The organism is Dictyobacter formicarum (genome assembly GCF_016587435.1).
The window spans coordinates 171,362-185,016 of record NZ_BNJJ01000006.1 but is presented as its reverse complement, the minus strand read 5'-3'; the positions used below and the strand labels follow the sequence as shown (position 1 = coordinate 185,016).

Here is a 13,655-nt window from a genome sequence, read left to right as displayed (position 1 = left end):
ACTCATGCCAAATATTTACTATGATTCGGACGCAAACTTAGATCTTATTCAGCAGAAGCGTATTGCCATCATCGGCTATGGTAGCCAGGGCCATGCGCACGCGTTGAACCTCAGGGACAACGGTTGTGATGTGGTAGTTGGTCTCCCCACAGGCAGTAAGAGCCGTGCCAAGGCCGAGGCCAATGGCCTGCGCGTCTTGACGCCGGCTGATGCCGCTCAGCAGGCCGACGTCATCATGATTTTGATTCCTGATGAGATCCACCGCGAGGTCTTCGAGCGCGACATTCGTCCTGGCCTGGCCCCCGGCAAAATGTTGATGGTTGCCCACGGTTTTAGCCTGCACTTCTCACAGATTGTGCCACCGGCTGATATTGATGTTGCCATGGTAGCTCCTAAGAGCCCTGGCCACATGGTGCGCCGTGTGTTCGAGGAAGGCGCGGGCGTCCCAGCGCTTTGGGCCGTCTTCCAGGATGCTACAGGCCAGGCTGAAGCCCTGACCCTCTCATATGCTCGCGGTATTGGTTGCACCCGCGCGGGTGTGCTGCGCACAACCTTTGCCGAAGAGACCGAAACAGACCTGTTTGGCGAGCAGGCCGTACTCTGTGGCGGCGTCTCTGCTTTGATCCAGGCCGGATTTGAAACGCTGGTTAACGCTGGCTACCAGCCAGAAGTAGCCTACTTCGAGTGCTTGCATGAGATGAAGCTGATTGTGGATCTGATGTATCAGGGTGGTATCAGCTATATGCGCTACTCCATCAGCAATACCGCTGAATATGGGGACTATGTAACTGGCCCTCGTATCGTCAACGACGAGACTCGGGCCGAGATGCGCCAGATCCTGCGCGAGATTCAGAATGGTACCTTTGCCAAGAACTTCATTCTCGAAAATCAGGCAGGCCGTCCTGGCTTCCAGGCTATGCGTCGCGCCCATGCCGCCCATCAGATTGAAAAGGTCGGCCATGAACTGCGTGCGATGATGCCCTGGCTGAACTCCAAGAAATCAGAAAAAGCTGAGTCAACAAAATAACGGATGAGGCCAACGGGCCTCATCTGGAACATGGTTATAAGGAGGGAACAAACCATGGAAGATCCTGCAGTAGTTAAAATTTTTGATACAACTCTGCGCGATGGCGAACAGTCTCCTGGCGCAACTTTGACCACGGCTGAAAAACTTCAAGTTGCTCAACAACTTGCTCGTTTGAATGTTGATATTATTGAAGCGGGTTTTCCTGCAGCTTCTCCTGGCGATCTTGCGGCAGTCAAAGCCATTGCTCGCCTGGTGCGCGGCGTGTCGATAGCTGCTCTTGCGCGTGCTCATAAGAGCGACATCGATGCGGCCTGGGAAGCTATTCGTGACGCTGAAGCGCCTGTTATCCATGTGTTCCTTGCTACCTCCGATATCCATCTTCAACATAAACTTTGTATCAGCCGGGAAGAGGCTCTGGAGCGTGTACGCGCCATGGTCTCTTATGCGCGCAGCCTCTGCCCGACCGTTGAGTTTTCGGCCGAGGATGCGACACGCAGTGATCGTGATTACCTGTGCCAGGTCCTTGCAGCCGCCATCCAGGCAGGCGCTACAACGGTGAACGTTCCCGATACCGTTGGCTATACCTTCCCGCACGAATATGAGGAGCTTTTCCATATGCTGCGTGAACGCGTGCCTGGGATGGAGCAAGTGACCCTCAGTGCCCATTGCCACGATGATCTGGGCATGGCCACCGCTAATACGCTGGCCGCCATCAAAGGTGGGGCGCGCCAGGTTGAGGTCACTGTCAATGGCCTGGGCGAGCGCGCGGGCAACACTGCTTTAGAAGAAGTGGTCATGGCTTTGCGCACCCGTCCCGACACATTTGGCTCAGTAGATACGCGTATCAATGCGCACGAGCTGCTCTCTACCAGCCAGCTCGTAAGCCAGCTCACAGGTATCCTGGTCCAGCCCAACAAAGCCATTGTTGGCATGAATGCCTTTGCGCATGAGGCGGGCATCCATCAGGATGGTATGCTGAAGAACCGTATGACCTATGAAATCATGACGCCGCAATCTGTCGGCTGGAACGATACCAACCTGATCCTGGGCAAACACTCTGGTCGTCACGGACTCGATGCTCGCCTACGCCAACTTGGTTACAAGCTCAGTGCCGAGCAACTGCAATCCGCCTATGGCCGTTTTGTGGCTCTGGCCGACCAGAAAAAGTACATTACCGATGCCGATCTGGCTTACATCGTCGAGAGCGGACAGGAAACGCCCGCCGCCGTCTAACTCAAAAAGACGTCAGCGGACACATCACGTAGGTGCGGGCGAGTATGCTGGGGGCTTGATCATGCCCTCGCTTTTGCCCTTCCTGCTCGAAAAAGAGAAATAAGAACGATGCTCTGCATCGGATCAAACCACTCTAAAATCGCTGTATTGATGCTTTTTCAAGCGGCGAGGAAGGAAGCGGGGGCAAGATCATGCCCCCGGCATGCTCGCCCGCACCTACGACGTTTCTTGTTTTTGGTGATTTGAGGGTTGCTTTAACCCCATCAATTACTTTTGTCTTCAAGATAGCTTGAACATTGCAGAACATGATAGAATAAGCTAGCGAAAGAAAGGATGAACCATGCATTCATCATCAGAAAGGCAGGTAGCCGGCGATGGCACTGGTATTACCTGTTTCGGTTACAGTCTTAACCCCAGCAACATCCGCTAACCTGGGACCCGGCTTTGATAGCCTGGGTTTGGCATTACAGATCTACAATCGATTTGAGGTTGAAGAGTGGGGAAGTGATCCTGATCATCCACATATTGAGGTGCTTGGAGCGCTTGGAGAAGGCCTATCTACTGGACCGGACAATATGTTCTTCCAGACTTTTGTGCTGCTCCTCAAACGCTTGCAGGTACCTATCCCTTCCGTCCGTATCCGTATGACAATCAACATCCCTCATGGATGTGGTCTCGGGAGTAGTGCTACCGCAGTCGTGGGCGGCCTGATGGCGGCCAATGAATGGGTACGCACGCTTGGCCTGGCTGTCCCGAAGGAAGAATTACTGGAAATGGCTGTTGAGGCTGAGGCAGGCAACCATCCGGACAACGTAGCTCCAGCACTGCTTGGTGGGCTGGTTGCGACTACGCATGTTGAAGGAAAAATTCACGCCATTAAGACTAAATTTCCCAATTCTCTCAGGGCGGTCATCTTTACTCCTTCATTCCCTATGGATACCGTCGCGGGCCGTAAGTTATTGCCGGCGAATTATCCTAAGGCAGATGTGACTTTTAATACAGGACGTGTTGCTTTGCTATTAACCGCGTTACAAACGGGGAGCTATGAGTTGATCGGGGAAGCTATGCAAGATCGACTTCATCAGCCCTATCGCCAGGTACTTTTCCCTGCCATGCCTGATATCATCAAGGCTGCTGTTGCTGCGGGAGCACATGGTGCATGCCTTTCTGGAGGCGGTTCATCCCTTATCGCACTTGCCAGTTCACACTTCCATGATATCTTGCGTGCGATGCAAAATACTGCACGCGCCGCTGGCGTGGAAGGAACAGGCATGATTTTACGTGCGGATCAGAATGGGGCACGGGTTCTTAATACACCTCGTAGTCGCATACGAAAGGAAGTCAGTGCGCGTTATGGCGATCAATTCTACTGGTCTCCAGCCAGACCGGGAAGCGGACGATAATCAACATCGTTCGCTTACTACTCTTGCTCCCGATGCGGTTGAAGCTTTGTCTTCAACCTCTTTGCGGTGTGTCGAGTGTTCTGCTCTTTACCCTGCTTTAGAGATGGGTCAACCGCCACGCTATCGCTGTGATTGTGGTGGTGTATTGGATGTTGAGACTGAGTTCAAGCTACCTCAGCAGCCAACACATTCAGATTCGGATGTTGATTCGATGCTCTATGGCTTTGACGCGGAGTTGGATGGTGGAACTCCTTCCGCCGGCTCTTCCTGGCGTCAGTTATTTGATGAGCGTGCCGCTAATCCTCCGATCTGGTCGATTAGTTCCGATAAGATGTTGCTCGATGGCAGTGGTGTCTGGCGCTATCGCGAACTGATTTTGCCGGCCCCTGAACGTTTTGTGGTTACTCGGCCCGAAGGAAACACCAGTCTGTATCCTGTTGGGATAGAGAATTGCAGCGTTGGCCGCATCGGTCATCGCCAGATTGGCGCGTATGCGGGCCTGGAGCGCTTCTTCTTGAAGCACGAGGGCGAAAATCCAACGGGCAGTTTTAAGGATCGCGGTATGACCGTCGGGGTCACGATGGCTAATCTGTTGGGCGCAAGGGCCGTTGCCTGTGCCTCAACGGGTAATACCTCTGCCTCTCTGGCTTCGTACGCGGCCCAGGCTGGCCTGGAGGGGATCGTCTTTTTGCCAGCAGGCAATGTCTCTGGTGGTAAGCTAGCTCAATCACTGGCCTATGGCGCCCGAACCGTGCAAATCGAGGGCGATTTTGATGATGCTATGCGCCTGGTTGAGCAAGTGTGTAATGAACTGGGCATCTATCTGCTGAACTCCCTGAATCCTTTTCGCGTGGAGGGGCAAAAGGCGATCGGCCTTGAGATTTTGCAACAGCTGGACTGGCAGGCGCCGGACTGGCTGGTTCTACCGGCCGGCAACCTGGGGAATACCTCGGCGATTGGAAAGGCTTTTCGCCAGGCCTATAATCTGTCGTTGATCAGCCATGTTCCGCGCATTGCCTCTATTCAGGCGGCGGGAGCAAATCCTTTCTATAAGAGTTTTGCGCAGGGTTTTGCCAGGCGTGAAACGGTCCAGGCTGATACTGTAGCAACCGCTATTCGAATTGGAAATCCTGTCAGCTATGCCCGTGCTCGCCGTGTGATTGAAGAGTGCGATGGCCTGGTTGAGCAGGTTACAGATGAGGAAATTCTTGCCGCTAAAGCGGTAATTGATCGCGCAGGTATTGGCTGCGAGCCGGCTTCGGCCGCTACTCTGGCCGGCGTGCGCAAATTAGTTGCCCGTGGCGTAATCAAGCGCGATGAACAGGTAGTTGGTATCTTAACTGGCAATTTGTTGAAAGATAGTAAGACTGGTATTCCTCAGCACGTTAGTGGTTCCTCAGTGAAAGCTACTATTGAAGCTGTCAGGAGTGTCTTGTCATAATGGAACATGATACGCAGAAAGAAGTTTCTGCTAAGTTACCTACATCTTTCCAACTACCATTAAGGAAACTGCTCAGTTCATGGGAGATTTATCCGATTCTCCTGTTGGCGGCATTCTTGCGCCTTTATTGTATCAATACTACTGAGTTCGATGGTGATCAGGCCGATATCTTTGCTATGGCTCACAATGCAGTGAGCCATGGGCACCTGGTGGCAACCAGTAATGTAGCCTCGATTGGAATATTCAATCCTCCCGCTATTATTTATGCTTTGATGGTGCCGGCGACGTTCAGTCCAGATCCCGTTGGGGGAGCGGTCCTGACTGCTCTGCTGGCTATCGTTGCGGTTTTGCTTACCTACATATTTACACGTCGTTATTATGGCCGCCTGGCTGGTACGTGGGCGGCACTTTTGTATGCGACAGCTTTTGTGCCGGTTTTCTATGCACGCTTTATGTGGAATCAGAATATGCTGTTGCTATTCGTTCCACTGTTCTTCTGGTTTTTATTCCGAGGCGTCGTCGCCCGCCGTGTGCTCTGGTTATTTCCATCCCTGGTCCTGTTTGGCTTGCTGATCCAGTTCCATGCTTCCACTATTATACTGATCGTGCCTCTGCTGGCCGCTCTGGCGCTGGCTCCGCGCTCCACGTTCCGCTGGTATGATATTGCTTTAGGGCTGGCTGGGCTACTCTTTATTTACTCTTCTTATATCTACTGGTTATTTCAGTCCAATTTTCTGGATATCAATACGATCCTGCATACAACTAGTAAAGTGGCGCTGATTGATGGACAGGCGTTCTACTTCTACCAGCAATTGCTGGGGCCCCTGCCCGAACCTATCACCAGTGGCTTGTCGCTGTTTGGTCCCTATGCTCTGGCTTTTTCATTGATCAAGTCAGTGATGAGTCTACTACTGCTCGGTGGGGCCTGTCTCGCCCTGGTGCTTGTGATCAGGGAACGGAGCGACAAAGCATCTGTCGCGACCAGGCGATCTTTTATTGCTGGCCTGGGACACTGGTGGATTGCTCTGCGCCAGTCGCCGTTTCGCTGTGGCTTGCTGTTGCTGCTGATCTGGCAGATCATTCCATTACTATATCTGACTCACCATGATATTGTGTTGCGCCTTCACTATTTCATTATGTTTATGCCAGGGCCCTTTATACTGGCCGGCTTCTTTCTCGCCGCCACATTGAATTGGTTGCATAAGCGCTCTGCCAGGCTACAGGTAGCACGTATCGCGGTACTGGTGATGGGTGTTTTGCTGGTGGTGGCTCAGTGTTTGATCTCGTTTGGCTATGTGTATGACTCTGCGTACGGGCGCTATGTTGATTATGCCTGGGGGGTCAGTACTATAATACCCTGATATCGTTACAGACAGCGTTACAGCAGGCAGATGCACTGGCTCAGCAGCGCCACCTCAATCATATTTATGTTAGCGCTGATACGGCGACACAGTCGGCTTTTCTCTATCTGGCGACACAGACAAAGACTCCGACCACGGTGGTAGCGGATACCTGCCTGTCCTGGCCTAGCGCTCAGTATGGCGCAGCCGTGCTTTTGACGACGCCTCGTAGCCATCTTTTAAATCTGATCAATAGCTACACAGCTGCAACGTCGGAGGCGACTGCGCCGCATCCTGGTGGCCCGCCGTTTCACCTGTATGTGTTGAATCCTCTATCTCCATCGGTCGGCGGCAATGCTCATGCAACGTCAGAGTTGGAGTTCATGGATGCACATTCATTTAAGAACGGCCAGGAAAAAGTGCTGGTTACGCGCTGGACATTGCTACGTTCGACTGCGGCGGCCTATCGTACCAGCTATAATTATACGTTTGGTAATGCTGCGCAGAGGGCGCTTACCTGCTCGCTCAGCTCTATTCGTTCGGGTGATCAGCTTATCGCACCTCTGACTGACACTACGCAATCACCAGCGCGCATGCAGGTGACCGCGTTTACAACCTTGCCAACAGTCCTCACGTATAATTTTATGGGTGCCTTCCCACTCCTGTTGGACACATTTCAGCAGTACAATACATCCACCAAAATAGTGCAGCCAAAAGCAATAAATTATCTTGCCGGGCTGCTACAATAGATTACATAAATTTCTATGGATTAAAGAGGGTTTGACGTGAACAAGATCAAGAGTTTTCGATTTAAGGTCCCATCCTGGAACATGCCCTCGGATCCAGTTAAAGCTGTCTGGTGGTTTTTATACTGGCTCTTGCAGTTGTTCGTGCAGTTTTTCTGGATTCCCATTATCTTGATGATGATCTATGAAACGTATAGCAATGGAGTCGTTGGTGGCGTTTTTAATGGCATCGTCAGCGGGGTGTTTACCCTATTTGTGGGATTGATCGTCTGGGCTGCGTTGTATGGGGCCTTGATTGTGATCAAGGTCAGTACCGGCATCTCCCAGGCCGTCTCAGAAATGAAGCGTATGCAGCAGCAGCAGGCAGATTTTTTGCGCCAGGCCTATTCGCCGCTCATGGGAAACAACCGGGCCGAACGAGAAGGGCGTGTGGTTGAGGGCACAATTACTGACCTGGATGAGGAGAGGCAGAAGCGTCGCCGCGAGCAATAGTCTAGAAGGGAGAGTGCTCTAGAGAGCACTCTCGGGATTGGCTGCTTTCCATGCTTGCCAGGCTTCATCATTGGGATCAGGCACATATGAGAAGAGGAGCGATCCTTCTCCTTCGATACGATACGCACCCAGAGCGGCGGGCAGCACCAATGTCTGACCGCGACTGAGCGTCTCCGTTTGCGCGAACTGGTCACCATAGGCAACACTTACTTTGGCCCCCAGGGATGTTAGAATGATACAACTATCCTCCGTTGTGCCCTGCCGTACTCCACCTTTAAAGGTAATTTCTCGCGTCAGGAAATACTTACAGGCTACCAGGCAGCGCTCTTCGTACTCTGGTGTTGCTGCAATGGATACAGGACGCATTTTGATCTGCTGCGAGGCCTCATAGCGGGAGACATCTAAGGAGCGGTCGATATGTAACTCTCGCGGCGTGCCTGCGGCCGTGAGACGACCGTAGTCATACATACGGTAGGTGACGTCAGAGTATTCCTGTAATTCGTAGAGCAGGATACCGCTGCCAATCGCATGTACCGTTCCGGCTGGTACGAACACGACGTCTCCCGCCTCCACTGGTTCGGCCTGCATCAGTTCTTCGAGCTGAACCTCTTCAATCGCTTTTCTGACCGCGGTGGGATCGGTCGCAGCTTTAAAGCCATGGATGATGGTTGCGCCCGGCTCCGCGCTTAAAATATACCAGAACTCGGTTTTGCCCAGTTTACCACCCTCAAATTCAGAGGCATAACGATCATCGGGATGGACCTGTACAGATAGCTGGGCATTGGCATCAATAAATTTAGCCAGGAGGGGGAAACGTTGACCAAAGATAGCTGTGGCCTGTTCTCCTAACAGAGCGGTGCCCAGTTCAGCGACCACCGTTCCCAGCCTCTGGCCTTCGTACGGTCCATTCTGGATCAGGTTACTGACTTCTGTCTCCCACGACTCTCCAATTAAACTGTCATCTACTGGTAGCGTTTTCCAATGATCATGTTCTAAGCGGCGTCCACCCCAGATGGTTTCGTGCAGTGATGAACGGAGGCGGATAGGATAAATGTGCGACAAAATACAACTCCTAACAATAACGGCAGTAAAAAATAGGCCAGCTTACTCTGCTAGCAAGACTCCTTCGATCAGGCGGCGCAGTTTATCGCGCATCATGATACCAGTGATGCGATAAACCTCATGCCCGTTTTTAAAGAAAACTAGCGTGGGGATTCCCTCGATCTTCCATTGTCTGGTCAAATCATCCTGTCCCTTGACATCTAGTCTGGTAAAGGTTACGCGGCCTTGATATACTTTACTGATCGCTTCGATTTCTGGCTCTTGTATCTTGCAGGCATTGCTTTGTTCTGCCGAGAAATTGACGACCACCAGTTGGGACGCTTGCAGTACCTTTTCAGCAAAAGTGTCTGATGTTACCTCATTATAGTTATCTGCCATGCTATCCTCTTGTAGTCAGTAATAAATTACACTTTTGCTTCTCAAATTATCACCCTGTACAGGCGTATGTCAAGCAAAGCGCAGCTACCACTGCCACTATAAAAAATGGTAGTGGTGCTTTCATTATGGCTGTGCTGTCAAGAGTTCTTCGGCGTCTTCAATGAGGTAGCGATAACCCTGTTCGGTCAAAAATAACTGGCGATTAGCGGAAAAATCCTGGTCGCGCGTATCGCGGGTGATGATCGAATAAAAGTAGGCACTTCCACCATCACTTTTTGGACGCAGGATGCGCCCCAGGCGTTGAGCTTCTTCCTGGCGTGAACCAAAGGTGCCCGATACCTGGATAGCGACGTTGGCGTCCGGTAGATCGATGGCAAAGTTAGCGACCTTGCTGACGACCAGCCGTTTAATTTCGCCGCGCCGAAATTGCTCATAGAGCTTTTCACGCTGAGCCGTGGCGGTCCGCCCGGTGAGTATAGGGGCCTGTAGCTCTGCGGCTAACAGTTTGAGCTGATCCAGATACTGACCAATGATCAGCACCTGGTCATCTGAATGCCGGGCTATCAGGTGGCGTACAATCTCCATTTTCGCAGGATTTTCAGCGGCAATGCGATACTTCTCGCGTGTCTCGGCCATGGCGTAATTGAGCTGATCGTCCTCATCGGGAAAGCCCACGCGGATTTCATGGCATTCGGCGGTGGCGATCCATCCTTGTTGTTCTAACTCTCGCCACGGCACATCATATTTTTTGGGACCAATCAAACTGAAGACGTCCGCTTCGCAGCCATCTTCCCGCACCAGCGTGGCCGTTAGTCCCAGGCGACGGCGGGCCTGGATCTCTGCCGTAAAGCGGAAGACTGGCGCTGGTAACAGGTGAACCTCATCATAGATGATGAGTCCCCAGTCATAATTAGTGAAGAGAGAGAAGTGGGGATAGGTGGCTGGACCTATGTCGCTTGTGTCGCCTGCCTCGTTACGCCGATACGTCAAAATTTGATAGGTGCTGACCGTGATGGGGGCGATCTCTTTGCGTTCGCCAGTATATTCGCCAACCATTTCGGGAGGGAGATCGGTCTTGTCTAGAATTTCATGTATCCATTGGCGTACCGCGACGGTATTGGGGGTTAGAATCAAGGTAGCTCGTTGTAAGGTGGCGATAGTGGTAATGCCGACGATGGTCTTTCCGGCTCCGCAGGGCAGGACAACCACGCCGCTACCTCCACTGGGAGCTCCCCCCGCGTGAAAGGCTGATACCGCCGCCTGTTGATAGTGGCGTGGCTCAAATTGTTTGCCCTGCTGCGTCAATGCGCGCAATTTTAATGGGAGGGGTGAGCCTTCGGTATAGCCCGCCAGGTCCTCGGCTGGAAAACCAATATGAATCAGCGCCTGCTTGACATGCCCACGCCTGGCACTATCAATCTGCAGTGTATTGCGGTTGATTTGCTGCTGGATATAGGGTTGCATCTTTTTATGATTGACGATTTCAGTCATCAAGGCATAATCATCCGAATACAATAGGAGATCGTCACCTTCGCGTAACAATTTTACGCGTCCATAGCGATGAATATAGGTCTGAATTTCGGTTGTAATATTGCCGGGCAATGGATATTTGCTATAGGTTGTTAGCTGGTCCACAATGGTGGCCGCATCCATACCCCCGGCCGCGGCATTCCAGAGCGACAGTGGCGTTAAGCGATAGGTATGAATATGTTCTGGCGATTTTTCAAGTTCGGCGAATTGTGCCAGAGCATCACGTGCTTCTTCATGCAGAGGATGGTCAACTTCTAATAAAATGCTACGATCGCTCTGGACAATGATGGGGTTGGCTGGATTCATTATTTTCCTCTTCTCCCAACTTCTAATATATACATCACTTGCGAATCTCTTTTAGACCCCAGGCATACTTGCCCATGTTTTGATATATTTAGAAATAGCCTGCACGGCTGGCTGTTCATATCCGCGCATTAAATGCCTGGCTCCGACGATGACCTTAATGCCCTTGGGGCCGGTCTGCTGTTCGACAAATGGCTCTAGTTTATAGAGAGGACAAATCTCGTCGAACTCGCCGGTGACAAATAATTTTGGTCGTTCAAACTGGCGTGGAAAGCCACTGCCGGCACGGAAAAGCGGCAAGCTAATCGCCACAATGGTACGCACGCGCATGTCGAAGGGGGCATAGAGCATTGTTGTATAGGCGCCAAAACCATGCCCGATTACGCAGAGCTTGGCTGGATTGATACCTGGAAATGTCAGCGCCGTATCAATGGCTCCGGCTAAATCAAGTGGTTCGAGTCGTCCATCTGTTTGCTGGCCCTGGCTACGGCCGACGCCGCGAAAATTGAAACGGAGCACGATCATGCCTTCTTCTGCCAGGTGTTGGGCCAGTGCAATGTTCAAGCTGTCATTCATATCGCTACTGGCTGGTTGGGGATGACAGATAATAACGATAGGTGCCTGCTCTGCTTTGAGAGGAGTATGCACGACTCCTTCAAGTAGAAAGGCCGGTTGGCCTTTGCTGTGAAATGTAATGGGACGTTCCGTTTGTACTGATAAGGTCATCGCTTATCCTTTTGTTGTGTTTAAGCCATTTCATCAGATGGACGAAGGTGTACAGACTGCTGATTGCTTTTTATCGTATGCCTTATATCTAAATATTATCTCAGTCAGACTCATGCGTCAACATTCTTGTGTGATTCGCGGTAGAGGTACTTGTTCACACACATAAAATACTAGAGAGTGTAAAAAAATTTCGTGGTAATTGGTTGAGAATTTATCTCATGTAAAGTGGTCATTGATCGTCTCTATTAATAGAGATGTTCGTAAACATGTATCAGTCAGGCACTATGGCTGGTAGGGAGATGGTACCTGATTTTATAAGTTTTTACCAGTTTTCGCTAAATTCAGTCATTTGACGCTTCATTGGGGTTCTGGTGGGGACGATGAATAGTATGTTTGCCCCCAAAAGTCACAATGTTGTGAGATTTTGGCAATTTGTAACGAATTGCTTCGATTTGTTTGACAAAACCTTTGCATGTAGCCCGAAGGATGTTATACTAACTATGACATATGTATACTTACTTTTGGTACTGTAAGTACGATATGTACACTAGAAGACAGTTGGTTATCTCTTTTTGCCTATGCCAGGCATTGCGCTACACTGTCTTCGCTGTTTGGCTCAATGCCCCCACTCTCCCATTCGATGGGTTCATATCAGGAGGTGACTTTGTCATTTGATACGCATAAAGCGTATTTTATGTTACTTATACACTGATGGCACAATAAAAACATTATGTATTTTTTAATGTACTTCACATAAAGAGTTTACTGCGCTACGGTGGTGTACCTATAGCTAACGGGTAGAACAATCGTATTTTGACTCACAGAAAACTTTATGCGCACGGATCACTGTATCCGTACTAAAAAGAAAAAGTGAGCTTTCTAAGGTATACACGGTGTATATAGTGAAATGTAGAGGTAGGAGCATATATGTCCAGCATTCTAGTCGTCGAAGGTGAAGGAGTCATCACACAATTAGTCAGGGAGCATTTTGGGGACGAGGGATATCAAGCTGTTATGGTTGGAAACGGCGAAGATGCTGTACAGTTTGCCATGCGTGAGATGCCAAGCCTGACCATTCTGGATGTGGAACTTCCGGGTATCGATGGCTATCAGGTCATTCAACAGTTACGTGACCATCCCAAGTGTATGCATATTCCCATCATTATGATGAGTGCATATACATCTCTGGTTGATAAGGTCCGTGCTTATGAGCTGGGTGTTGATAGCTATATTACCAAACCATGTTGCTCGGATGAACTGCTGGCCCATATTCGCCGACAATTGCGGCGTATGCAGCAAACGACGCTTTCACCTCTTACTCGCCTCCCTGGTGGCTTACAACTTGAGCGGGCCATCGATTATAAACTGCGTGGCTCCGACCCCTGGAGTGTTCTCTATCTCGATCTTGATAATTTTAAAGCATTTAACGACGCTTATGGTTTTGTTGCCGGCAATGATATGATTCTACTGGTTGGCCATATCTGTCAACGTGTCGTGTATGAGTATGGCAATGCAGACGATTTTGTGGGGCATGTAGGTGGGGATGATTTTGTGATTGTAACTACCCCGGACCGCGAGAAATTACTGTGCCGCCATATCCTGGCGCGCTATAAACAAGAGAGTATGACCTTTTATCATCCTGAAGATATTGAGCGTGGTTCGATTAACGGCGTTGATCGGGCCGGACGCCCTTATCAGTTTCCGCTGGTTTCTCTTTCTATCGGTGTGGTCAGCGATCAGATAAAGTGTTCGCATTCTATGAAAGAGGTGAGCACTCTGACGGCTGAAGCCAAGCGCCTGGCTAAACAATCCTCCAATAACGTTTCGCGCGTTTCTCCACAATGGGGCATTCCCACTCAGGTGTCGCATACACCGGCGACCTTTAACCTGGTCGGAAACGTTGGACGGGACCTTTTTCACTTTTCCGAAGAGGATGTGCTGGCAAAGTTTAAATAGATGCGCACTCCATTTTCA

At 50.7% G+C, this 13,655-nt stretch carries 12 protein-coding genes; 8 read left to right on the top strand and 4 right to left on the bottom strand.

Going from position 1 to position 13,655, the window contains the following annotated elements:
- Positions 1 to 4: 4 nt before the first annotated feature.
- The 7 genes from ilvC (at position 5) to JMI88_RS12340 (ending at position 7,682) form a co-directional block, all read left to right on the top strand.
- Positions 5 to 1,027 (top strand): ketol-acid reductoisomerase, encoded by a 1,023-nt coding sequence (ilvC, locus tag JMI88_RS12370; RefSeq protein ID WP_201362139.1) that lies wholly within the window; start codon positions 5 to 7, stop codon positions 1,025 to 1,027.
- Between the two features lie 54 nt (positions 1,028 to 1,081).
- Positions 1,082 to 2,260, top strand: coding sequence for a 2-isopropylmalate synthase (locus JMI88_RS12365; RefSeq protein ID WP_201362138.1), 1,179 nt, complete (start codon positions 1,082 to 1,084; stop codon positions 2,258 to 2,260).
- 374 nt (positions 2,261 to 2,634) lie between these two features.
- On the top strand, positions 2,635 to 3,663 hold the full coding sequence (gene thrB, locus JMI88_RS12360) for a homoserine kinase (RefSeq protein ID WP_201362137.1): 1,029 nt from the start codon (positions 2,635 to 2,637) through the stop codon (positions 3,661 to 3,663).
- Entirely contained in the window at positions 3,614 to 5,104 is a 1,491-nt protein-coding gene (gene thrC / locus JMI88_RS12355) for a threonine synthase (RefSeq protein WP_201362136.1), read from the top strand. Before thrB ends, thrC begins: the two co-directional genes overlap by 50 nt.
- Positions 5,104 to 6,465, top strand: coding sequence for an ArnT family glycosyltransferase (locus tag JMI88_RS12350; protein WP_201362135.1), 1,362 nt, complete (start codon positions 5,104 to 5,106; stop codon positions 6,463 to 6,465). Before thrC ends, JMI88_RS12350 begins: the two co-directional genes overlap by 1 nt.
- Before the next feature lie 137 nt (positions 6,466 to 6,602).
- Positions 6,603 to 7,193 carry a hypothetical protein gene (locus JMI88_RS12345; RefSeq protein WP_201362134.1) on the top strand — a complete coding sequence of 197 codons (591 nt, stop codon included), beginning with the start codon at positions 6,603 to 6,605 and terminating at the stop codon, positions 7,191 to 7,193.
- Between the two features lie 36 nt (positions 7,194 to 7,229).
- A complete protein-coding gene (locus JMI88_RS12340) occupies positions 7,230 to 7,682 on the top strand; it encodes a hypothetical protein (RefSeq protein ID WP_201362133.1) in 453 nt (150 codons plus the stop codon).
- A gap of 18 nt (positions 7,683 to 7,700) precedes the next feature.
- Here JMI88_RS12340 and JMI88_RS12335 read toward each other — a convergent pair whose 3' ends face one another.
- The 4 genes from JMI88_RS12335 to JMI88_RS12320 form a co-directional block, all read right to left on the bottom strand.
- Positions 7,701 to 8,744: a type I phosphomannose isomerase catalytic subunit gene (locus JMI88_RS12335; RefSeq protein WP_201362132.1), complete on the bottom strand. Its 1,044-nt coding sequence runs from the start codon at positions 8,742 to 8,744 to the stop codon at positions 7,701 to 7,703.
- 42 nt (positions 8,745 to 8,786) lie between these two features.
- Positions 8,787 to 9,122 (bottom strand): thioredoxin family protein, encoded by a 336-nt coding sequence (locus tag JMI88_RS12330; RefSeq protein ID WP_201362131.1) that lies wholly within the window; start codon positions 9,120 to 9,122, stop codon positions 8,787 to 8,789.
- A gap of 123 nt (positions 9,123 to 9,245) precedes the next feature.
- Complete coding sequence (locus JMI88_RS12325; protein WP_201362130.1) at positions 9,246 to 10,958, bottom strand: DNA repair helicase XPB; 1,713 nt, start codon at positions 10,956 to 10,958, stop codon at positions 9,246 to 9,248.
- 51 nt (positions 10,959 to 11,009) lie between these two features.
- Complete coding sequence (locus JMI88_RS12320) at positions 11,010 to 11,681, bottom strand: alpha/beta hydrolase (RefSeq protein WP_201362129.1); 672 nt, start codon at positions 11,679 to 11,681, stop codon at positions 11,010 to 11,012.
- A 927-nt stretch (positions 11,682 to 12,608) separates the two neighbouring features.
- Between JMI88_RS12320 and JMI88_RS12315 the strand changes: the two genes are divergently transcribed.
- Positions 12,609 to 13,637 (top strand): GGDEF domain-containing response regulator, encoded by a 1,029-nt coding sequence (locus tag JMI88_RS12315; protein ID WP_201362128.1) that lies wholly within the window; start codon positions 12,609 to 12,611, stop codon positions 13,635 to 13,637.
- Positions 13,638 to 13,655 lie beyond the last annotated feature (18 nt).